Consider the following 23,845-nt stretch of genomic DNA (forward strand, 5'->3'; position numbering starts at 1 on the left):
GGTCCGCCGCACCACACGGCCCCGGCCGGTTTGCGGTCCACCGCATCGCCGCTCCCGCTGGACGACACGTAACGGCGGCGAACGCCGATGCCCGTGCGACCTGCCCGATCGAACATGAGTAGCGGAAGGACACGGGTACGCAGGAAGCCGCGGGACGGGCCGGGAGGCACCGCGCCCGGCCACCGCGTACGGGTCCTGGCCGAACGTGCCCCCTATGACCCCCTCATCTCCACCGTCGGGAGCGTCACATGAGCTGGACCGAACACAGAGACACGGCCGCAGACCTGGCCGCGTACGCGGCCTTCCTGGAGATCGCCGAGGGGCTCGGGCTGTCCTCCCTGCTGGACCGGGACGAGCCCTTCACCCTCGACGAGGTGATGTCCGCGGCGCGGCTCGCCGAGCCGGCGGCCGCCGAGTTCCTGAAGGCGCTCGTCGCGGCCGGACTGGTCCAGGAGGGCGCGCAGGAGCGGCAGTTCGCACCCTGTGCGGACATGGCGGCCAAGCGCTACGCGGCCGGCTATCTGTCCTGGTCGCTCGACGCGAACCGCCCCTACATCGACCACGCGCCCGAGATCCTGCGCGATCCCGACACCGCCCGCGCGCAGTACCGGCGAGACGGCCGTCGTGTCGCCGTCTCCTCCCGGTGGATCGGCTCCCAGGGCTTCTACCCCGGTGTCATCGAGGAGATCGTCAGCCGCAAGCCCCGCCGCATCGTGGACCTCGGCGCGGGCGCCGGCGGCCTGCTCATCCACCTGCTCGGCTCCCTGCCGGACAGCACCGCGCTCGCGCTCGACCTCAGCGCGGCGGCCTGCGACGAGGCCCGGCGCGCGGCGGAGGAGGCGGGCGTGGGCGACCGCCTGGAGATCGCCCACCGCTCCGTCGAGTCCCTCGTCGACGACGCCTCACCCGTGCGCGGAGCGGATGTCGTCCACGCCGGATTCGTCATGCACGACGTGTCGAGCACCCCCGACGTCCTCGACGGCGTCCTGCGCGCCTGCCGCACCTCTCTCGCCGACGGCGGCTGTCTCGTCGTCACCGACGCGGTGCCCTACGCCTCCGGACAGGGGGAGCGCCCCTTCAGCGCGCTGTTCACCTACCTCCACGCCGGCTCGATGGACGTCCGGCTGCCCGCCGAGGACGAATGGACCGAGGTGTTCCGCCGGGCCGGCTTCTCCGACGTGCGGTGCACCCGGCTGCCCATGCCCGGCAGCCGCGTCTTTGTCGCCAAGGCCTGAGGCCCGACCGACCCACCCCGGCCGGCGGGCGACGCCCCGTGCGATCGGACAGATCTCAACTCGGCGCACAGGCACCGGCGTTCGGGTTCCCCGACGGCTCGGGACAGGAGCGAGTGTGGACACGGCCACCGACGAGAGCACCATGAGGGCGCGCGCCCTGTACGAGGCGCGGGCCAAGGGCGTGCCCATCGCGCCCTTCACCGACACCCACCCCGCCCTCGCGGCCGAGGACGGATACGCCGTCCAGCGCGAGCTGGTCGCGCTCCTGCTCACCGACGGCGACCGGATCGTCGGCTACAAGGCGGGGCTCACCTCCATACCGATGCAGGAGATGTTCGACACCCGTACGCCCGACTACGGCCCGGTGCTGGCGTCGACCGTGCACGCCTCCGGCGCACGCCTTCCGGTCTCGGCGTTCATCGCGCCCAAGGTGGAGGCGGAGATCGTCTTCCGGCTCGGACGGCCGCTGCGCGGCCCCGGCGTCACCGTCGAGGAGGCCCGGGCGGCCGTCCGCGAGGTCATGGCCGGACTGGAGATCGTGGACTCCCGCATCCAGGATTGGCGCATCCGGCTCGCGGACACCATCGCCGACCTCGCGTCGAACGGCGCCGTCGTGCTCGCCGGACCCCGGCCCGCCGGCCCGGACCCGGACCACCGGCTCACCGGGATGGTCTTCACCCGCAACGGCGAACTGGTGGCCACCGGTGCCGGGGCCGCCGCGCTGGGCGACCCGGTGGCGGTCGTCGCCTGGCTCGCCAACACGCTCGGCGCGCGGGGCGTGACCCTGGAAGCGGGCCACCTGATCATGACCGGCGCCCTGCACGCCGCCGTGCCGATGCGGAGCGGCGACACGTTCGTCGCCGAGTTCGACCGGCTCGGCACCGTCACCCTGCACGTCGACGACAGCGACGACGCGGGACAACCTCCCTCCCCGGAAGGTCGATGAAGCGATGAAGCGACAGGGACGACCGACCGTGGCGGTACTCGGCGCCGGACTGATCGGTGTCGACCTCGCCGCCAAGATCATGCGCTCGGACCTGCTCGACTGCGGGCTCGTCGCGGGCCGAGACCAGCGCACCCCCGGCCTCCGGCTGGCCGCCGACCTCGGCATCGCCACCTCCGCGGACGGCGTCCGGTCCGTCCTGGAGGCCGAGACCCCCTTCGACATCGTCTTCGACGCGACCAACGCCATGGCCCACGCCGAGCACGCGGAACTGCTCGGCCGGTCCCGGATCCTCCTCGTCGACCTCACGCCGAGCAGGGTCGGCCGGATGATCGTGCCCAGCGTCAACGGCACGGACCTGCCGGAGTACGGAGACGTGAACATGGTCAGCTGCGGCGGCCAGGCGGCCGTACCGATCCTGCACGCGATCACCCGGCTCCACCGGGTCGACCACGTGGAGGTCGTGACCACCGCCGCCGGGTTGAGCGTCGGGCGGTCCACCCGGCTCAACCTCGACGAGTACGTCGACACCACCCAGGAGGCGGTGCGGACCTTCACCGGCGTCAAGGGCGTCAAGGCGATCCTCAACGTCAGCCCGGCCCGCCCCCCGGCCACCTTCCGCGTCGCGATGACCCTGATCGGGGACGGTCTGGACGCCGGCTCGGTGCGGGACGCCGTCGACGAGGCAGCCGCGGACGTACAGGCCTTCGCCGCGGGCTTCGCCGTGACGGCCTGCGTGGTGGCCGACGGCAGGGCCTTCGTGGCCGTCGAGGTCACCTCCCGCGGCGACCGCCTCCCCGCCTACGCGGGCAACCTCGACATCATCAACTCCGCCGCGATCCAGGTCGCCGAGCGGCACGCGGCCCAGGCGTTCACCCTCGCCGAGGAGAAGACGGCATGAACCCATCGACATTGGCCGAACAGTCCGCGGACGGCCGCGGCGACGTCCTCATCCACGACCCCTCCCTGCGCGACGGCCACCACGCGGTGCGCCACCAACTCGGCGCCGAGCAGCTGCGGGCCTACGCGGAGGCCGCCGACGCCGCCGGAGTCCCGGTAGTGGAGGTCGGACACGGAAACGGCCTCGGCGCCTCCTCCCTCCAGGCGGGACAGGCCCGTCTCAGCGACGACGAGATGCTGGCCGTCGTACGCGAGGCGCTCACCCGGAGCCGCATGGGCGTGTTCATGCTGCCCGGCTGGGGCACCACCGCGGACCTGCGCAAGGCCATCGCGCACGGCGTGGACGTCGTTCGTATCGGCACCCACTGCACCGAGAGCGACCTGGCCGAACGCCACCTCGGCTTCCTGCTCGAAGCCGGCGTCGAGGCACAGGGCGTGCTCCTCATGAGCCACATGGCCACCCCCGAGCGGCTGGCCAAGGAGTGCGCACAGCTCGTCAGCTACGGGGCGAGCGCGGTCGGCATCTTCGATTCGGCCGGCCACTACCTGCCCGACGACGTGACCGAACGCATCACCGCCATCCGCGCCGCCGTCGACGTGCCGGTGGCCTTCCACGGCCACAACAACCTCGGCATGGCGGTCGCCAACTCCGTCGCGGCCGTCGCCGCCGGCGCGGCCACCCTCGACGCCTGCGCCCGGGGCTTCGGCGCGGGAGCGGGCAACACGCAGCTGGAAGTCCTCGTACCGGTGCTGGAACGCATGGGATACCGCACGGGCATCGACCTGTACGGGCTGCTCGACGCGGCGGACATCGCCGAACGCCACCTGATGCCGGCGCCGCCCACCATCGACTCGGTGGCCGTCGTCAGCGGACTCGCCGGCGTCTTCTCCGGCTTCAAGACCCGCGTCCTGGACATCTCCCGGCGTGAGGGCGTCGACCCCCGTGACGTCTTCTTCGAACTCGGCAGGCGTCAGGCGGTGGCCGGACAGGAGGACCTGATCGTGGACGTCGCCCTCGCCCTGCGCCAAGGCCGCCTCGACTGAGTCCGCGCCCCCGGCCGCCACCCCCAGAAAGGCAGACCGTGTACGAAGTGCTCAAGGGCATCTTGGTGGACGACCTCCAGGTGCGGGAGGAGGACATCCTGCCGACCGCCACCCGCGAGGAGGTCGGGCTCGACTCGCTCGCCGCCCTCGAACTGGCGGAGGTGCTGAACGCCCGCCTCGGCATCCGGATCCAGGACTACGAACTGCTGGACACCACCACCCTCGCCGAGATGGCGCACCTCGTGGCCGAACGGAAGGAACGGGCCTGAGCCGTCCGTTCCGCGCGAACCCCCACTCGTCTGGAGCTCCATGTCCCTCCCTCGGCTGCGCGCCGTGCTCGACACCATGCCTTCGTACCAGCCGACCGAAGGCGTGTACGCGGCGGAACACCGCCCCCGCCCGCTGTCCGCGAACGAGTCGCCCGACAGCCCCCTGCCCGGCATCACCGACGCCATCGCCCGCGCCGGCGGCACGGTCAACCGCTACCCCGACCCGGGCTGCGAGGACCTCACCCGCGCCCTGGCCCGAGCGCACGGTATCGACGAGGACCGCATAGTCGTCGGCGCCGGATCCGTCTCCCTGCTCCAGATGCTCCTCCACGCGATCGCCGAACCCGGAGCCGAAGTAGTGCACGCCTGGCCGTCGTTCGAGCTCTACCCGGTGCTCGCCGAACTCGCCGGCGTGAACTCCGTCGCCGTTCCGCTCCTGGACGCGACCCACGACCTGCGCACCATGGCGGACCGGATCACCCCGCGCACCAGACTGGTGGTCGTCTGCAACCCCAACAACCCGACCGGGACGATCGCCGACCCCGACGAGATCGCTCGCTTCGTGGCCCGCGTACCGCCCACCTGCCTGCTGGCGATGGACGAGGCGTACTACGAGTATGTCCGTGCGCCGGAGGCGGCGAGCGCTCTCGGCTACGGCGCCGCCTTTCCGAACATGGTGGTCCTGCGGACCTTCTCCAAGGCCTACGGCCTGGCGGGACTGCGGGTCGGCTATCTCGTCGGCGACCCCCGGGTGGTGCGGAAATTACGCAAGGCGTGCCTGGCCTACGCCGTCAACACGGTCGCCCAGCACGCCGCGGTGGAAGCCCTCGCGCTCCGGGACCGGCTGATGGACAGGGTCGAGACGACCGTCGCCGATCGCGGGCGGGTCCACCACGCGCTGCGACGCGACGGGTGGTCCGTTCCCGCCAGCGAGGCCAACTTCCTGTGGCTGCCGCTGGGTGAGGACGCCCCGGCGTTCGGCCGCTGGTGCACCCGTCGGGGCATCGCCGTCCGGGTGTTCCCGGGCGAGGGCGTCCGCGTGACCATCGGCTCCCGGGAGGACAACGACGTCTTTCTCGCAGCCGCCGAGACCTGGCGCACCACCCGCCCGTGGGCCATGGCCCCAGGTGACCGCACAGGCTGCGGGACGGAGGACGAATGAGAACCTCGGACACGGCCATGACACTGTCGCCGTCACGCCATGTGGTGGTCACGCCCGGGATGTGCAGCGGCGGTTCGCTCCTGTTCGGCCGCATCGGCGACTGGACCTGGGACGCCGTGGCGGACGCGTGCGGGATGAACGTGCACGCGGCGCGCACACCGGCGGGCAAACCCGCCTACCTCGCCTTCTACTACTTCCACGTGCGCGGCGGTCGGACCGTCCACCCGCACGGCCTCACCTTCGGCGACGAACTCCGCGTCACCTCACGGGTTTTCCGGCTCGGCGGCAGCTCGGTGATCACCCTGCACCGGCTGGCCCCCGCGGACCTGCCCCTCCCCGACGCCCCCCTCGACCCCGCCGAGGTGTACGAGGACCCGTACCCGGACTGCCTCTACGCCCAGAACTTCAACCGTTGGGTCGCCAGGACGGAGACGGGCAACACGGGCCTCGCCCAGGTGCTGCCCACCGGGTTCGACGACGCCGACCTGCCACGCCTGCCGAACCGCTACTCACCGCGCGCCCTCGTCGGGGCGGCCCGCGCGGCCGGCGCCTTCCACCCGGCGGGCCCCCCTGGCTTCACCGAGGCCGGCGGGAGCCACACCGTCGAGTACACGCTCGACGTCGTACGCGATCTCAACGGCGCGGGCCTCATGTACTTCGCGTCCTACTTCTCCATCTTCGACACGGCGCTGCTGCGCCTGTGGCACTCGCTGGGCCGCACCGACGCCCAGTTCCTGCGCCGCAGGGTGACCGACCAGCGGATCGCCTACGTCGGCAACGCGGATCCGGGCGCGGTGTTCACCATCACCCTCCGCCGATGGCTCCACCCGGACCGTCCGGGGTCCGAGGCGGTGGACATGGCCCTGCGCGAGAAGGCGACCGACCGCCTGATCGCGGTCTGCGCCGTGGAGACCGACACCGGCTCCTAGCCCCCGCGTCCCCCGCCCCCTCAGATTTCGCCCGCCGGAGGCACCAGATGATCCCGCTGTCCTTTGCCCAGCAACGGTTGTGGTTTATCGACCAGTTCGAGGGTCCGAGCGCGCTCTACAACACGCCCGTGCTCCTGCGGCTGGACGGCTCCGTGGACGCGGCGGCGCTGGAGCAGGCCCTGCACGACGTGGTGACCCGGCACGAGAGCCTGCGCACCGTGTTCCCCGAGGTCGACGGGCAGCCCCACCAGCGGATCCTGGACGCGACGGAGATCGGACGGCTGCTCCGGCGGCAGGACTGCGCCGACCGGGCCGAGCTGGGCGAGCGGGTCCGCGAGGTGTCCGCGTCCGTCTTCGACCTCGCCGTCGACATCCCCGTCCGGACGTGGCTCCTCTCGGGGCCCGACGGGACGGACACCCTGGTTCTCCTCCTGCACCACATCGCCAGCGACGGCTGGTCCGTCACCCCCTTGCTGCGCGACCTCGGCCACGCCTACGCGGCACGCGCGCGCGGCGCCGCGCCGGACTGGGCGCCCCTGCCGGTCCAGTACGCGGACTACACCCTGTGGCAACGGGATCTGCTCGGCGCGGCCGGCGACGGCGACAGCCTGCTCGAACGCCAACTGGGCTACTGGCGCGAGACGTTGGCGGGTGTGCCGGACGAACTGGCGCTGCCCCAGGACCGTCCGCGCGACGTCGTTCCTTCGCACCGGGGCGCGCGGACGGAGTTCGCCCTCGGCCCGAAGCTGCACACGGACCTGCTGCGCCTGGCCGCCGAACACCGGGTCAGCATGTTCATGCTGATGCAGGCCGCTGTCGCGACCCTCTACACGCGGTTGGGCGCGGGCGACGACCTTCCGCTGGGCACGGTCGTGGCGGGACGCGGCGAGGAGGCGCTGGAGGACCTGGTCGGGTTCTTCGTGAACACGCTGGTGCTGCGCACGGACACCTCGGGCGATCCGACCTTCGGCGAACTGCTGCACCGGGTGCGGAAGGCGGATCTGGAGGCGTTCTCGCACCAGGAGCTCCCGTTCGACAGCCTGGTGGAGCACATGAACCCGCCCCGGGTGCCGGGGCGGCACCCCTTCGTGCAGACCGTGATCACGTTCAACGGCATGCAGGCCGTTCCCGACCGCGTCGGCGACCTCCCCTGCCACCTGGAACTCGCCGAACTGAACATGGCGAAGTTCGACCTGCTCTTCGACTTCGACGAGAAGCGGTCGGCCACCGGGGAGCCCGACGGCATCGCCTGCTCCATCGAGTTCGCCACGGATCTGTTCGACGAACCGACCGTCTCGGACCTGGCCCGGCGGCTGACCCGCGTCCTCGACACGGTTGCCGAGCAGCCGGACACAGGACTGAGCTCCATCGACATCCTCGCCCCCGCCGAACGCGCCGAACTGCTGCGGAGGGGCGTCGCCGACCCGCAGACCGGCTCGGACGTGTCGCTGGTGGAGCTGTTCGCGGCACAGGCGGAGCGGACCCCTGACGCGGTGGCTGTGGTGGACGGCGAAACGGCACTCTCCTACGGAGAACTGGACGGCCGGTCGAACCGGCTGGCGCGACTCCTGCTCGACGCCGGAGTCGGTCCCGAGTCGCTGGTCGGCGTCGTGATGGGCCGGTCCGCCGAACTCGTGGTCGCGATGCTCGCCGTACTGAAGGCCGGCGGCGCCTACGTGCCGGTGGATCCGGAGTATCCGGCGGACCGCATCCGGACGGTGCTGACGGACGCCCGGCCGGTGGTCGTCCTCACCGACGGGGAGCTGCCGGACGAGCCGAGCTGGATGTCCGTGCACGACCCGCGGATCGCGCGGATGGACAGCGGACGGCTCGGGCCGGGTGTGCGCGGGGGAGACCGGGCCGCGTATGTGATCTACACGTCGGGATCGACAGGCACTCCCAAAGGCGTGGTGGTACCGCACGGCAACGTGGTCCGGCTCTTCGAAGCCGCTCGCGGGCTGTTCGCATTCGACGGGTCGGACGTGTGGTCCTGGTTCCACTCCTTCGCGTTCGACTTCTCGGTGTGGGAGATATGGGGTGCGCTGCTGCACGGCGGACGCCTGGTGGTCGTGCCGTTCGAGGTGTCGCGCTCGCCGAAGGAGTTCCTCGCGCTGCTGGCCCGGGAGCGGGTGACGGTCCTCAACCAGACGCCCTCCGCCTTCTACCAGTTGATGCGCGCCGACGCGGAGCCTCCCGCCGCCGGCCTGGCGCTGCGGTGGGTGGTGTTCGGCGGCGAAGCACTGGACACCGGCAGGCTGGGGGAGTGGTACGCACGTCGGGGAGAGCACGGCCCGGTGCTGGTCAACATGTACGGGATCACCGAGATCACCGTGCACGGCACACACCTGCCCCTGCACGGAGGCATGACGGGCAGCGGCATCGGACGGCCGCTCCCGGGACTCGGCGTGTACGTGCTGGACGATTCCCTGTCCCCGGTGCCCGCGGGTGTGGCGGGAGAGCTGTACGTCGCCGGTGCGCAGCTCGCGCGCGGCTATCTGGGACGACCGGCCAGGACGGCGGAACGCTTCGTCGCGAACCCCTTCGGCCACGGCGGCGGCCGTCTCTACCGGACCGGTGACGTGGTCCGCTGGACCCGGGACGGCGAGCTGGTGTTCGTGGGCCGGGCCGACCAGCAGGTGAAGATCCGCGGATTCCGGATCGAGCCCGGCGAGATCGAAGCGGCGCTCCGCTCCCACGACGGCGTCGCACAGGCCGTGGTGGTCGTCCGCGAGGACGTCCCGGGAGACAAGCGCCTGGTCGGCTACGTACTCCCCGCAGCGGACCACGCCCCCGACCCCGCTGCCGTCCGCGCGTTCGTCGCCCGGCGGCTGCCCGACTACATGGTGCCGGCCGCGGTCACCGTCGTGGACGCGCTGCCCCTGACCGTGAACGGCAAGCTCGACACCGCACGGCTGCCCCGCCCGGAGTACGGGACGGCGGCCGGCTCGGGCGGCGCACCGAGGACCGGTGCGGAAGAGGCCCTGTGCGGGATCTTCGCGGACGTGCTCGGCGTCCCCGCGGTGGGAGTGGACGACGACTTCTTCGCACTGGGCGGACACTCACTGCTGGCCACCCGCCTCGTCAGCCGCATCCGGTCCGCGCTCGGCGCCGACCTGCCTATCCGGGCCGTCTTCGAGTCGCCTACGGTGACCGGGCTCGCCGGCCGCCTGGACCGTACGCCCGGGCCCCGCCCCGCACTGACCGCCGGCCCGCGACCCGAGGAGGTGCCGCTGTCCTTCGCCCAGCAACGCCTCTGGTTCGTCGAGCAGTTCGAAGGAGCCAGCGCGCTCTACAACACCCCCGTGGTGCTGCGGCTGAACGCACCGGTCGACGCCCTGGCGCTCGCCCACGCGCTCGCTGACGTCGTCGCCCGTCACGAGAGCCTGCGCACCGTCTTCCCCGCGGTGGAGGGGCGGCCCCGCCAGCAGGTGCTGGACGTGGACGAGGCACGCCCGGTCCTCGACGTGCGGGAGTTTCCCGACGAGTCCGGGCTGCGCGCCGCCGTGCGCGAGGCCGAGGGCTGGGTGTTCGACCTCTCCGTCGACATCCCGGTGCGCGCATGGCTGCTGTCGGAGCCCGGCGGGACGCGGGTGCTGGTCCTGTTGCTCCACCACATCGCGAGCGACGGAGCCTCGCTCGCCCCCTTGATCGGCGACCTGGGAACCGCCTATGCGGCCCGGGTCAGAGGTGCGGACCCCCAGTGGGCGGCTCTCGCGGTGCAGTACGCGGACTACGCCCTGCGGCAACGGGAGTTGCTGGGCTCGGCCACCGACCGGGACAGCCTGCTCGGCCGCCTGCTCGCCTACTGGAGCAAGGCCCTGGCGGACGTCCCGGAGGAGCTGGCCCTCCCGTACGACCGGCCGCGCGCCGCGGTGCCCTCGTACCGGGGCGGGCGCATCCCCTTTGAGCTGGACGCGACGACCCACGCGGCCCTGCTCCGACTGGCCGGGGAGCACGGAGCGAGCCTGTTCATGGTGGTCCAGGCGGCCGTGGCCGCGCTGTACACGCGCCTGGGCGCGGGCACCGACATCCCCCTCGGTTCGCCGGCCTCCGGGCGCGACGACGAGGCCCTGGAGAACCTGGTCGGGTTCTTCGTGAACACACTGGTGCTGCGGACCGACACCTCGGGCAATCCGTCCTTCACCGAGCTGCTGGATCGGGTGCGGTCGGTGGATCTCCAGGCGTTCTCGCATCAGGAAGCGCCGTTCGAGAGCCTGGTGGAGCACCTGAACCCGCCCCGGGTGCCGGCCCGCCATCCCTTCGTACAGACCATGATCACCTTCAGTGGCGGTCAGGACGACGTGCGGTCGGTCGGGCTGGACGGCGAACTGGAGTCCGGGGGCGAGTTCCGCGCGCAGTACGACCTCAACCTCACCTTCCAGGAGAGCCGCTCGGCCGACGGACTCCCGGCCGGTGTCGCCGCGACGGTCATCTACGCGGCCGACCTCTTCGACGAGGACACGGCCCGCGCCCTAGCCGACCGGCTCCGGCGCGTCCTGGAGACCGTCGCCGTCCGACCCGGCGCACGGCTCGGGGAGCTCGACATCCTGGCGGAGGCCGAGCGGGACCGGCTGCTCGTGCAGTGGAGCGGGGCGCGCACCGGACCCGCGGTCGAGAACCGCGCGCACCGCCTCTTCGAGGCGCGGGCCGCATCGAGCCCCGAACTCGTCGCCGTCACCGGCCACGGCACGAGCCTGACGTATGCCGAACTGAACGCCCGCGCCAACGAGCTGGCCCATCGCCTGATCGCCCGAGGGATCGCCCCCGAGGAGCCGGTGGCCATCCTCATGGACCGAGGGGTCAGCCAGATCGTGGCGACCGTGGCGGTGGCGAAAGCCGGCGGAGCCTACGTTCCCCTGGACGACCGGTACCCGCTCGCCCGGCTGGAGGGCATCCTCCAGGACACCGCCGCAGCCCTCCTCCTCGTGGACGCCGCCCACCGCGACCACCCGGTCGCGCGGATCGGCTCCTGCGCGACGATCGACCTCGACGAGGCGGGCTCCGAGCATCCGACCGCCCCCGACCCCGATGTCACCGTGCACCCCGACCAGTTGATGTACGTGATGTTCACCTCGGGATCCTCCGGAACCCCCAAGGGCGTGGGAACCACCCACCGCAACGTCGTCGACATGCTGGCCAACCGGCACTTCTGGAAGGGCAGCCACGAGCGGGTCCTGCTGCACGCGCCGAGCGCCTTCGACGCCTCCACGACGGAGATCTGGGCGCCCCTGGTCACCGGCGGCCGCATCGTGCTGACACCGGCAGGACACCTCGACGTGGCCGCGCTGGTCGCGACCGTCGCCGAGCAGCGGCCGACCGTGGTCCAGGCACCCTCAGGGCTGTTCCAGATCCTCGCCTCCGAGGCACCCGAGGTGTTCCGGGGCGTCCGCGAGGTCTGGGCGGGCGGCGACATCGTCTCACCCGCCGCGACCCGTGCCCTGCTCGCCGCGTGCCCGGGAACCGCCGTGGTCGCGGTGTACGGCCCGACCGAGACGACGGCCATCAAGACCTGGCACGTCATGCACGCGGCCGACGAGGTGCCGGCCACCGTGCCGCTCGGACACGCCCTCGACAACGCCCGACTGATGGTGCTCGACGAGTTTCTGCAGCCCGTTCCCGCCGGAGTGGCCGGAGAGCTGTACATCGGCGGTCCGGGCCTCGCCCGCGGGTACCTGGGCCGGCACGCCCTGACGGCGGAGCGGTTCGTGGCCACCCCGTTCGCGGAGCGCGGCGAGCGCATGTACCGCACCGGTGACCTCGTGCGCTGGACCGCCGACGGACTGCTGGAGTTCGTCGGCCGCGCCGACGGGCAGGTCAAGATCCGTGGCTTCCGCGTCGAACTCGGCGAGATCGAGGCCGCGTTGGCCGAGCACCCGGACGTCCGCCAGGTCGCCGTCTCCGTCCACCGGGACAGTGCGGGCGATAAACGGCTCGTCGCCCACGTCGCGACGGACGGGTCCGTGACCGCCGACGAACTGCGCCGGTTCACGGGACGACGGCTGCCCGAGTACATGATCCCCGCGGCCGTCGTCCACCTGGAGCGCCTCCCCGTCACCGCCAACGGGAAGGTCGACCACGCCGCGCTGCCCGCCCCCGACTTCACCTCCGACGGCACCGGACGGGCCCCGCGCACGCCGAGAGAGGAGATCCTCAGCGGCCTCTTCGCGGACACCCTGGGCCTGGAACGCGTCACGATCGACGACGACTTCTTCGCGCGGGGCGGCCACTCGCTGCTCGCCACCCGGCTGGTCAGCCGGATCCGCTCGGCCCTGGGCACCGAGGTCTCCGTACGGACCCTCTTCCAGCACCCGAGCGTCGCCGCGCTGGACCGCGCCCTGGACACCGGCGCCACGAACAGCACGCGTCCGGCCCTGCGCGCGACCCTCCGCCCGGACCGGCTGCCCCTGTCCTTCGCCCAGCAGCGCCTGTGGTTCCTGACGGCCATGGAGGGCCCCAGCGCCACCTACAACACCCCCCTGGCCCTGCGCCTGCGGGGCCGGGTGGACCGCACCGCCCTGGAGGCCGCGCTCCGTGACGTCGTCGAGCGCCACGAGAGCCTGCGGACGGTCTTCGGCTGGGACGAGGGCACGCTCCGCCAGCGCGTCCTGGACCCCGCGGACGTCCCGGTCGTCCTGGAGACCCGCGTCACCACGACCCCCCAGGACCTCGACGACGCCGTCCAGCGGGCCGCCCGCCACCGCTTCGACATCGCCACCGAACCGCCCCTGCGGGCACGCCTGTTCACCGTCGCCAAGGACGAGGGCGAGGGCGAGGGCGAGGGCGAGGGCGAGCACGACGACGAGCATGTGCTGGTGCTGACCCTCCATCACATCGCCGCCGACGGCTGGTCCGTCGCCCCTCTCCTGGACGACCTCGGCACCGCCTATCGTGCACGCCTCGTCGGCCGACGGCCCGAACAGCGTCCGCTTCCCGTCCAGTACGCCGACTACGCGCTGTGGCAGCGCGAGATGCTCGGGGACGAAGCCGCGCCCGACAGCCTGGCCGCGAGGCAACTCTCCTTCTGGATACAGGCGTTGGCGAACCTGCCGGAGCAACTGGACCTGCCCTACGACCGCCCGCGCCCGACGGTCGCCGGCCACCGGGGCGGCACCGTTCCGCTCGAGGTGCCCGCCGAACTCCACGCCCGGCTGAGCGATCTGGCGCGCTCCGCCCGATCCAGCGTCTTCATGGTCGTCCAGACCGCGATCGCCGTCCTGCTCGGCCGGCTCGGGGCGGGTACCGACATCCCCATCGGGACGGCGATCGCGGGCCGGACCGACGAGGCGCTGGAGGACCTGGTCGGCTTCTTCGTCAACACCCTCGTCCTGCGCACCGACCTGTCGGGCTCACCCACCTTCCGTGAACTCCTGGAACGCGTCCGGCAGATGGACCTGGCCGCCTACGACAACCAGGACATCCCCTTCGAGCGGTTGGTGGAGGTCCTCAACCCGTCCCGGTCGACGGCCAGTCACCCGCTGTTCCAGGTGATGCTGACCTTCCACAACACCACCGAGGGCGGCCTGGACCTGCCCGGACTCACCGTCCGGGAAGAACCGCTGGAGATGGGCATCGCCAAGTTCGACCTCTCCTTCGCCCTCCACGAACGCACCACCGACGGCGGGGAACCGGCCGGGCTGGAGGGAGTGCTGGAGTACTCGGCCGACCTCTTCGACCGCCGCACTGCGCAGAGCATCGTGCGGCGCCTCGTCCGGGTCCTGGAGGCCATGGCGGCCGATCCCCTCCAGCGAGCGGGAACGGTGGACCTCCTCGACGAACCGGAACGCCACCAGCTGCTGGCCGGCTGGAACGACACGGCGGTGACGGCTCCCGAGGAGAGTGTGCCCGCACTGTTCGAGGCGTGGGCCCGACGAACCCCGCAGGCCGTCGCCGTGGTCGACGGCCCCACCCGGCTGACCTACCGTGACCTCGACGTCCGCGCCGACCGCCTCGCCCGCCGTCTCCTGGCGCACGGTGCCGGCCCGGAACGGTACGTCGCCGTCGCCCTGCCCCGCACCGCCTCCACCGTGGTCACCCTGCTCGCGGTCCTCAAGGCCGGTGCCGCCTACGTCCCCCTCGATCCCGCCCAACCGCGCGAACGCCTCGCGCAGATGATGCGCTCTGCCGCGCCGCACGTATCCCTGACCACCTCCGATCTGGTGGATCGACTGCCGGACGCCGACTGGCTGCTGCTCGACGAACTCCCGCAGGACTCCGGCCCGTGGGACGACACCGGCCTGCCCGCCGAGCGGGCCCGGCCCTCGGACCCGGCCTACGTGATCCACACCTCCGGATCCACCGGGGAACCCAAGGGCGTGGTGGTCGAACACCGGTCCCTGAGCCTCTACCTCGCCTGGGCCCGCGAGGCCTACCCGGCACTCGCGGGGAGCGCCCTCGTCCACTCGCCGATCGCCTTCGACCTCACCGTGACCGGACTGTGGGGCCCGCTCACCGCAGGCGGCGAAGTGCACCTCGTCGACCTGGACGCCCTCACCGGAGCCGCCCGCGACACCACCGCCGAGGTGCGCAAGCCCACCTTCGTCAAAGCCACCCCCACCCACCTCGGGCTGTTCGCCCTGCTTCCCGACGAGTGCGCTCCCAGCGGCCAACTGGTCCTGGGCGGCGAGCTGTTGCTGGGCGCCGCGCTGGACGCATGGCGGCAGCGCAACCCCGGGGTCACGGTCGTCAACGAGTACGGCCCGACCGAGACCACCGTCGGCTGCGCCGAGTTCCGCATCGAGCCGGGCGACACGGTCACCGAGGGCGGGGTCACCATCGGCCGCCCGATCTGGAACACCCAGTGGTACGTCCTCGACGACCATCTCAATCCGGTGCCGGTGGGCGTCACCGGCGAACTGCACATCGGCGGCGGCCTGCTGGCCCGCGGCTACCTGGGCCGGCCCGGCACCACTTCCACCCGCTTCGTCGCCAACCCCTTCGGCGTCCCCGGCGAACGGATGTACCGCACCGGAGACCTGGTCCGCAGACGCCCCGACGGCCTCCTCGACTTCGTCGGACGCGCCGACGACCAGGTCAAGGTCCGCGGCTTCCGCGTCGAACTCGGCGAGATCGAGGCCGTCCTGGCGGCACAGCCCGGCATCGGCGCGGCCGCCGCCACCGTCCACTCCGGTGACCGGCTCACCGGATACGTCGTGCCCACCACGGACGACCTCGACCTGACCGGCCTGCGCACCCGGCTGACCCGCCTGCTCCCGCCGTACATGCTGCCGTCCGCCTACGTCATCCTGGACCGGCTGCCGCTCACCAAGAACGGAAAACTGGACCGCAGGGCCCTCCCCGAACCCGACCGCGCCCGAGGCTCCGGCGGTGCTCCCCGGACATCGGAGGAAGAGGCGCTCTGCGCGCTCTTCGCCGAGTTCCTCCAGGTGCCCTCCGTCGGTGTCGACGACGACTTCTTCGAACTCGGAGGCCACTCCCTGCTCGCGGCACGCCTCGTCGCGCGGGCCGAGAGCGACCACGGGCTGCGGCTGTCCCTCCAGGACCTCTTCGCCGCTCCCACCGTCGCCGCGCTCGTCGCCAGGCTCACCGGCCCCGTCGGGGACGCCACACCGGCGGACCTGCTCCCGCTGCGCGCATCCGGCTCCGGCACGCCGCTGTTCTGTGTCCACCCCGGTGCCGGCATCGGCTCGGTGTACTCCAGCCTGCTCACCGGCATCGACCCCGGCCACCCCGTCCACGCCCTCCAGGCCCGCAGCCTCACCGACGACGCGCGCACCCCCCTCAGCGTCGAGGAGATGGCCGCGGACTACGTCGACCAGATTCGGACCGTACAGCCCGCCGGCCCCTACCACCTGCTCGGCTGGTCGTTCGGCGCCGTCGTCGCCCACGCCATGGCCATCCACCTCCAGGCGCGCGGCGAGGAAGTGGCCCTGCTCGCTCTGCTCGACGGCTATCCGGCCGACGAGGGCGCCGACGACGAACTCACCCCGGCCGGCAGTCTCGCCCAACTCCTGGTGTCCCTCGGCCAGACCACCGACCTCGACCCCCAAACCCCCGTGTCCATGGACGAGTTCGTGCGCCTCGCCGCGACGGAGGACGGCCCCCTGGCCGGGCTGCCCGACGACATGGTCCGCAGACTCGGCCGGACCTTCGTCGGCCACGTACGACTCGCCGGCGCCCACACCCCCGGCGTCTTCGACGGAGACGCCGTGTTCTTCACGGCGACCCACACCTCCCAGCCCACGGCTGCCGACGTCTGGCGGACCCGACTCACCGGCCGCCTCGAACGACACCACGTGCCCTGCCGGCACGGCGACATGCTCCACCCACGGCACGCGGCACAGATCGCCGCCGTGCTCACCGAGCGCCTGCGCTAGCCCGCCGCGGCCTCCGATCCCCGTCACTTCGAACCACCTCACCGGGAGCACCCGTGCCCAGAACCGTCCAGACGCCGCTCGACGAGGGAGTCCTCGACCTCACAGCGTCCGAGTCGGCGGAGATCTGCCGAGTCAGCGAGGACCTGAGATCCGTGTCGTCCGAGATCGACGACGACGCCTGGGTGGCAGCCGCCCGCACCGCCTGGGAGATGATGCCGGCGTCCGTCCGGGTGCGCGTGCGGGAGTTCCGCAGGGCATCCGGCCCCACCGGCGTCCTGGTCGTGCGCGGACTGCCCGTCGACGAGAGCAGGCTGCCGCCCACCCCGATGGTCGCCGACTCGGTGCAGCGGGCCACCAGCGGCCCCGCGGCCCAGTTGATGGCCTTCGCCTGCGGCCTCGGCGAGCCCATGGCCTTCCGGGCCGAGAAAAGCGGCGCCCTGGTCCAGGACGTCGTGCCCGTGCCGGGGCAGGAACAGGTCCAGGGCAACGTCGGCTCGGTCGAGCTGATGATGCACAACGAGAACGCCTTCCACCGCCACCGGCCCGACTACGTACTCCTGATGTGCCTGCGCGCGGACCACGAACGCGTGGCGGGACTGAGTACCGCGTCCATCCGCGAAGCACTGCACCTGCTGCCCGAGGACGTCCGCGCCCGGCTGGCCCGGCCGGAGTACACCACGCAGGCACCGCCCTCCTTCGGCGCCGGCGAGGAGGCCGCGCCCGACCACCCCGTGCTGCACGGCGATCCGCTCGACTGCGACATCCGGGTCGACTTCGCCGCCACCACCGGACGCACGGCACAGGCCGGGGCCGCGCTCACCGCGCTGTCCGCCGCCCTCGCCTCGGTCCACCGCACCCTCCGCATGCTCCCCGGAGACCTCGCCGTCGTCGACAACCGTGTCTGCCTGCACGGCCGGACCTCCTTCCGGCCCCGCTACGACGGCGGCGACCGGTGGCTCCAACGCACCTTCGTCCAGGCGGATCTGCGCACCTCCCGCGACCACCGCCCGGACGACGGACACGTGCTGACCCGCTGAACGGACCCCCGCCGACGACGCGCGGTCCCGAAGGCCCGCACCCCTCACGAGTTAGGACCCTCCGATGAGCACCTCACAGACCCCCGACCAGTGGCACGGGCAATCGCCCACGCCCATCTCGCCCGCGGACGCTTACAACGGCTACATCGCCGCCAACGTCGTCTTCGCGCTGGACCGGATCGGCCTGCTCGATCGCATGGAGCAGGGGGAGGCCCTGTACCAGGACGACGTCGACACCCTCACCACCATGGACACCGACCGCCGTGCGGCCGTCCTGCGCGCGGCCGTCGGCTGCGGCTACCTCAAGGCGGAGGAGGGCGTGTTCCTGCCCACCGAGACCGGACGGGACATCGCCCGGTCCCGCGGCTACTTCACGTGGGCGGTGGGCGGCTACAACGAGGTCTTCGCGCACGCCGGTGCCCTGAGCACCGGCACCGCCCGCTATGACGAGGACGTCCACCGGGACGAGGCGATGGTCGCCCTCGGTTCCGGACAGGCCGACCAGTCGATGTTCGCGCGGCAGGTCCAACAAGCCTTCGAGGAAGTCGACTTCGAGACCCTCGCCGACCTCGGCAGCGGTACGTCGGCGCGCGTGCGGCGCGTCGTCTCCGAGCACCCCGGCACGCGGGGATTCGGCATCGACATCAGCGAACCCGCCACCGCCATCGCACGGCGGAACATCGCCGAAGCCGGACTCGAAGGACGGGTCGAGGCCGTCTGCGCCGACGCGCTGGACCTGCTGGCGCCGAACGGCGGCATCGGGCGCGCCGCCGACGCGGACGCGGTCATGAGCTTCCTGCTCCTCCACGACCTCCTCGCCGACCCGAGCACCCGGGCGGACATCTTTCCGCGGATGCGCGAAGCCTTCCCCCGCGCGCGGAGCTTCGTCCTCGCGGACACGATGCTCCGCCCGGTCACCGGCCTCGACGACAAACTCCCCATCTTCTCCGCCGGGTTCGAACTGGCCCACGCGATGATGGGCGTCCCGCTGCACCCCCGCGAGACCTACGAAGGACTCTTCCGCTCCGCGGGCCTGCGCATCGCGCGCAGGGAACCGATGGCGACGCCGCACACCTGGCTGTACGTCCTGAAGGCCGACTGATGGGCGACCGTCCGGAGTACCGCCTCGCGCACAACGAGAACCCCCATGCGCCGGCCGAAGAGGTCGCCGCGGCCCTCCACGCCACGATCACCGAAGTCAACCGCTATCCGGAGTTCCGCCCGGAGCGGCTCACCGGACTCCTGGCCGAGTGGCAGGACGTGCCCCCGGCCTCCGTCGCGGTGGGCCAGGGCGCGGGCGGAGTCGCGCACGACCTGTTCCGGGCACTGCTGCGACCCGGCGACAACGTGGTCTCCACCGCGCCCGGATTCGACCTCTATCCGATGCTGTGCGCGATGACGGACACGAACGCGGTCACCGTCCCGATGGACGCCGGCGGGCACAACGACCTGACCGCCCTGGCCGAGAGCATCGACGACCGCACCCGGCTTGTCATCGTGTGCAACCCGCACAACCCGTCCGGCACCCTCGCGGACTGGGCCCGCCTGACCGCCTTCTTCGAACGCGTCCCGGTGCACGTGACGATCCTCCTCGACGAGGCGTACATCGACTTCGCCCCCGACTTCGACGGCCCGAGCGCACGCGACCGGCTGGCCGCCTGGCCCAACCTGGTGATCCTGCGGACCTTCTCCAAGTCCCACGCCCTTGCCGCCCTGCGCGTCGGCTATGCCCTCGCGTCCGCAGCACTCGTGGAGAGGATCCGGCGCCATCAACTGCCCTTCGGCATGAACCAGTTCCAGCTCGACGCGGTCGGTGCCGCGCTCGGCGCCGAGCACGAGACCCGCGAGCGCATCGCCGACCTCGTCAACCAGCGCGACCGCGTGCGGACGGAACTGCTGCGCCTGGGCTGGACCGTGCCGGACAGCCGGGCCAACTTCCTCTGGCTGGCGGACGCGCAACGGGTCGAACCGGCCGTCGCCGCTCTGACGAGGGCGGGCGTCGCGGTGCGTCCGTACCCCGGTCGCGGCATCCGGCTGACAATCGGACGCAAACAGGACAACGACGCGGTGCTCGCCGCCCTCTCCGAGGTCTGAGGGGCCGGCCGTGCCAGGACTGCTCGCCCGTCGGGACTTCAGGCTCTTCATCACCGGGCAGACACTGTCCACGCTCGCCGACAACGCCGTCTTCGTGGCGCTCGGCGTCTGGGCCAAGGAACTGACGGGCAGCAGCTCCGCGGCAGGGCTGGTCCTGCTCTCCTACACGGTCCCGATGCTGCTGCTGCCGATCGGCGGATACGCCGCCGACCGCTTCCCCCGCGGCCCCCTGCTCGTCACGACGAACCTGGCGCTCGCCGCACTGTCCCTGCCTCTCCTGCTGGTCACCGGACCGTCCGGCACCTGGATCATCCACGTCGTCGCCGCGCTCTACGGCCTCGCGGCGGTCGTCCTCGGCCCCGCGCAGAGCGCTGTGCTGCGGGGGATGCTCTCCGGCGAGGCGGAACTCGGCGCGGCCATCGGCCTGAGCCAGAGCATGCGCTCCGGAACCGTCCTGCTGGCCCCCCTGCTCGGGGCGAGCCTGCTCGGCTGGGCCGGCGGACGCGTCTTCACCCTGGTCAACGTCGCCCTGCTGCTCGCCGCGGCACTCCTCTTCGTCCTCCTGCCGGGCGAGCGGAGAGCGCCCCAGGAGGAGGCGCAGACGGCGTCCGGCGTGATGGCGGGCCTGCGGCACCTGCGCGCCACCCGGGGCATCCACCGGCTGCTCGTGTCCCTGACGACCCTCCTGCTCGCCGTCGGACTGCTCCAGCCCATGCTGTACGCCCTCCTCGAACACGGACTGCACCGACCGCCCCGCTTCATGGGCGTCCTGGAGACCACGCTCGCCGTCGGCAGCCTGGCCGGATCCGTCGCCGGCGGATTCCTCATCGCACGGCTCGGATCCCGGCGCCTGATGAGGGCGGGGGCAGTCCTCTTCGGCACGGGCACCGCGCTGCTGACGGTTCCCGCACCCTCGACCGTCCTGCCCGGTCTGGTGCTCGCCGGGGCCGGCACCCCAGCCGCCGTCATCGGGCTCGCCACGGCCGCGCAGGCCGCCACCCCCGGCCATCTCATGGGACGCACCCAGGCCGTGGTGAACCTGATCCTGACCGTCCCCCAGGCCATCTCGCTCGGCGTCGGATCGGCCCTCGTCGCGGTCCTCAGCTTCCGGCAGATGGTCGCCGTCATGATCATCGGCTGCCTGGCCGTGGTCGCCCTGCTCGGCCCCCGCCGAGCCGGGGGCGCCACCGACCAACACACCCCGGAACACCAGGACGGCACCGACCGCACCACTCGCACCTGACCCCCTTGACCTGGACCGAAGAATGAGGAGAGGAACGCTGTGATCAAGAACATCGTCGTGGTGGGAGGCGGCACGTCCGGCTGGATGTCGGCCGCCTATCTCCAAGCCGCGCTCGGCGCCAACGTCGACGTCACCGTCGTCGAGTCGAAGCGCATCCAGACCATCGGCGTCGGAGAGGCCACCTTCTCCACGGTCCGCCACTTCTTCGAGTACCTCGGACTCTCCGAGCACGAGTGGATGCCCGCCTGCAACGCCACCTACAAGCTCGGGATCCGGTTCGAGAACTGGCGCCACCAGGGCCACGCCTTCTACCACCCCTTTGAGCGGCTGCGGATCGTGGACGGGTTCCCGCTCACCGACTGGTGGCTCAAGCAGCAGCCGGGGGAGCGCTTCGACCACGACGTCTTCCTCATGGCCACGCTGTGTGACGCGCAGCGCTCCCCGCGCCACATGGACGGCACGCTCTTCGAGCAGGACTTCGTCGAAGCGCCCGCCGGCGTGACGGAGCGGTCCACGCTCTCGGAACAGAAGACACAGTTCCCGTACGCGTATCATTTCGACGCCGCGCTGCTCGCCCGGTTCCTCACCAAGTACGCCACGGACCGGGGCGCCCGGCAGATCGAGGACGACGTCGTGGACGTCGCGCTCGACGAGCGGGGCTGGATCCGCCACCTCGTCACCAAGGAGCACGGCGAGATCGCCGGTGACCTCTTCATCGACTGCACCGGTTTCCGGGGCCTGCTGCTGAACCAGAAGCTCGGCGAGCCGTTCATCTCGTACCAGGACACCCTGCCGAACGACAGCGCGGTCGCCCTGCGGGTGCCAGTGGACATGGAGAAGCGCCTGATGCGCCCCTGCACCACGGCGACGGCGCAGGACGCCGGCTGGATCTGGACCATCCCCCTCTTCGGCCGGATCGGCACGGGGTACGTCTACGCGGGGGACTACATCTCGCCCGAGGAGGCCGAGCGCACCCTGCGGGAGTTCGTCGGTCCGGAGGCGGAGGACCTGGAGGCGAACCACATCCGCATGCGGATCGGCCGCAGCCGCAACTCGTGGGTCAACAACTGCGTGGCCGTGGGCCTTTCGAGCGGCTTCGTCGAACCCCTCGAATCCACCGGCATCTTCTTCATCCAGAACGCCATCGAGCAGCTGGTGAAGCACTTCCCGGACGCCGACTGGGACCCCGGTCTGCGCGACTCGTACAACAAGGCCATCGCCCATGCCATGGACGGTGTCCGCGAGTTCCTCGTCGTGCACTACCTCGCGGCGGCACGGGCCGACAACGACTACTGGCGCGATGCCAAGACCCGGCCCCTGCCCGACGGTCTCGCCGAACGCGTCGAGCAGTGGCGCTCGAAGCTGCCGACGGAGCAGACGATCTACCCGCGCTACCACGGGTTCGAGGCGTACTCCTACCACGCCATGCTGCTCGGCCTCGGAGGCATCCCGCTGAAGCCCGCGCCGGCCCTGTCCCTCATGGACGGCAGCCTGGCCGCGAAGGAACTCCAGACCGTCCAGGACCAGGCGCGCGAGCTGGTGCAGAGCCTGCCCAGCCAGTACGAGTACCTGGCGCAGATGCACTGATCGCACAGCCGGTCGTGTTCCCACCGAGGTGAAGTGATTCCATTGGAAACCGCTCAGTCACCGCGTCACCTGAGTTCCCCGGCGGACTTCCGCTCCCTCATGTCCAGTTTCCCCAGCGGTGTCGGCGTGGTCACCGCCATGGGGCGGGACCAGAAGCCCTGGGGGATGACCTGCTCGGCCGTGTGCAGCGTCAGCGTGGATCCGCCGACCCTGCTGGTGGGCATCCGTGCCGCGAGTCCCACGCTCGCGGCCGCCGTGGACAGCGGCCACTTCGCGGTCAACCTCCTGCACGCCCAGGGCCGTGAGTGCGCCGAACTGTTCGCCTCGGGCGACCCCCATCGCTTCGGCGCCGTCTCCTGGAGGCGCTCCGAGAGCGGAGGGGGACCGCACCTCGTCGACGCGGCGCACACGGTGGCCGACTGCCGGATCGTGCGGACCGTACAGGTCGGCGGACAGCAGATCGTCTTCGGAGAGGTGCTCCGGATCAGCGAACTCAGTGCCATCGAGCCGCTGTTGTACGGGTTCCGGCGCTACGCGGCATGGCCCGAACCCTCGGTCGGCGCGTCGGAAGCGGTCCCGCCGAGCCCGGACGGACGTCCCGTGCCCGGCACGTCCTGAGTCACCTCCGGGTCAGGCGGGCCACTTCGGTCACCGGCATGCGCCGGCGGCGCGCTCAGAACCTGGGTGCTCCTCCACCGCATGCCGGTGCCGGTGCGCCGTGCCGCAGGCCCGGTCGCCGTCACCGCTGTTGCGTCTGGTCGTCCTGCGGCTCCAACAGTAGGCGCGGGCCCACTCGGCCCGCGTCCGTGCGACGGCCCGCTGCCGCGAAGACGATCGTCGGCCGCGCCGACTCGTCGAGCCCCGGGAACGTACTGATGGCCGTCTCGAAGTCGCCCTTTGCATCGTCATCGTCATAGCCGACAACGACGAACCGGCAGGCCGCTCGGTGAGGAACCGCCGCTGCCCCTGCCATGGATGAGTACGGCGCGTGGCGCGGCGGCGTCGGCTCCGAGAAGGGCGCGAAGGCGAGTGGTGCCGTGCAGCGCGAGCTGGACACCGTCCTCCTCC

The 23,845-nt window shown here is 71.8% G+C and carries 13 protein-coding genes and 1 pseudogene; all 14 read left to right on the forward strand.

Translation table 11 applies throughout. The features are described 5' to 3' along the window. The first annotated feature begins 248 nt into the window (after positions 1-248). The 14 genes and pseudogenes from ACSHXN_RS42245 (at position 249) to ACSHXN_RS42310 (ending at position 23,395) form a co-directional block, all read left to right on the forward strand. Positions 249-1,235 carry a class I SAM-dependent methyltransferase gene (locus ACSHXN_RS42245; RefSeq protein WP_355138751.1) on the forward strand — a complete coding sequence of 329 codons (987 nt, stop codon included), beginning with the start codon at positions 249-251 and terminating at the stop codon, positions 1,233-1,235. Positions 1,236-1,350: 115 nt separating this feature from the next. After that, complete coding sequence (locus tag ACSHXN_RS42250; protein ID WP_355138753.1) at positions 1,351-2,181, forward strand: 2-keto-4-pentenoate hydratase; 831 nt, start codon at positions 1,351-1,353, stop codon at positions 2,179-2,181. Positions 2,182-2,185: 4 nt separating this feature from the next. After that, the gene (locus ACSHXN_RS42255) at positions 2,186-3,079 is read left to right on the forward strand and encodes an acetylating acetaldehyde dehydrogenase (RefSeq protein ID WP_355138755.1); all 894 of its coding nucleotides are present in this window, start codon (positions 2,186-2,188) and stop codon (positions 3,077-3,079) included. Next, positions 3,076-4,122 carry a 4-hydroxy-2-oxovalerate aldolase gene (gene dmpG, locus ACSHXN_RS42260; RefSeq protein WP_355138757.1) on the forward strand — a complete coding sequence of 349 codons (1,047 nt, stop codon included), beginning with the start codon at positions 3,076-3,078 and terminating at the stop codon, positions 4,120-4,122. The genes ACSHXN_RS42255 and dmpG overlap by 4 nt, the downstream gene beginning before the upstream one ends. 38 nt (positions 4,123-4,160) lie before the next feature. Further along, positions 4,161-4,391 carry an acyl carrier protein gene (locus ACSHXN_RS42265; RefSeq protein WP_220295281.1) on the forward strand — a complete coding sequence of 77 codons (231 nt, stop codon included), beginning with the start codon at positions 4,161-4,163 and terminating at the stop codon, positions 4,389-4,391. A gap of 40 nt (positions 4,392-4,431) precedes the next feature. Next, positions 4,432-5,553, forward strand: coding sequence for a histidinol-phosphate transaminase (locus ACSHXN_RS42270; RefSeq protein ID WP_355138759.1), 1,122 nt, complete (start codon positions 4,432-4,434; stop codon positions 5,551-5,553). Further along, the gene (locus ACSHXN_RS42275) at positions 5,550-6,482 is read left to right on the forward strand and encodes an LnmK family bifunctional acyltransferase/decarboxylase (RefSeq protein WP_355138760.1); all 933 of its coding nucleotides are present in this window, start codon (positions 5,550-5,552) and stop codon (positions 6,480-6,482) included. The genes ACSHXN_RS42270 and ACSHXN_RS42275 overlap by 4 nt, the downstream gene beginning before the upstream one ends. A gap of 47 nt (positions 6,483-6,529) precedes the next feature. Further along, positions 6,530-16,816, forward strand: a pseudogene (locus ACSHXN_RS42280) (amino acid adenylation domain-containing protein); the annotation flags it as partial. Between the two features lie 53 nt (positions 16,817-16,869). Continuing rightward, positions 16,870-17,853: a TauD/TfdA family dioxygenase gene (locus tag ACSHXN_RS42285; protein WP_355138764.1), complete on the forward strand. Its 984-nt coding sequence runs from the start codon at positions 16,870-16,872 to the stop codon at positions 17,851-17,853. A 64-nt stretch (positions 17,854-17,917) separates the two neighbouring features. Next, on the forward strand, positions 17,918-18,955 hold the full coding sequence (locus ACSHXN_RS42290) for a methyltransferase domain-containing protein (protein ID WP_383357479.1): 1,038 nt from the start codon (positions 17,918-17,920) through the stop codon (positions 18,953-18,955). Continuing rightward, positions 18,955-19,947: a pyridoxal phosphate-dependent aminotransferase gene (locus ACSHXN_RS42295; protein ID WP_355138768.1), complete on the forward strand. Its 993-nt coding sequence runs from the start codon at positions 18,955-18,957 to the stop codon at positions 19,945-19,947. The genes ACSHXN_RS42290 and ACSHXN_RS42295 overlap by 1 nt, the downstream gene beginning before the upstream one ends. A gap of 10 nt (positions 19,948-19,957) precedes the next feature. Then, positions 19,958-21,190 carry an MFS transporter gene (locus tag ACSHXN_RS42300; RefSeq protein ID WP_438306295.1) on the forward strand — a complete coding sequence of 411 codons (1,233 nt, stop codon included), beginning with the start codon at positions 19,958-19,960 and terminating at the stop codon, positions 21,188-21,190. A 39-nt stretch (positions 21,191-21,229) separates the two neighbouring features. Next, a complete protein-coding gene (locus ACSHXN_RS42305; RefSeq protein WP_355138772.1) occupies positions 21,230-22,777 on the forward strand; it encodes a tryptophan halogenase family protein in 1,548 nt (515 codons plus the stop codon). 99 nt (positions 22,778-22,876) lie between these two features. Further along, entirely contained in the window at positions 22,877-23,395 is a 519-nt protein-coding gene (locus tag ACSHXN_RS42310; protein ID WP_355138774.1) for a flavin reductase family protein, read from the forward strand. Positions 23,396-23,845 lie beyond the last annotated feature (450 nt).

The sequence above is a fragment of the Streptomyces sp. HUAS TT11 genome (assembly GCF_051553595.1).
Lineage (GTDB): Bacteria > Actinomycetota > Actinomycetes > Streptomycetales > Streptomycetaceae > Streptomyces.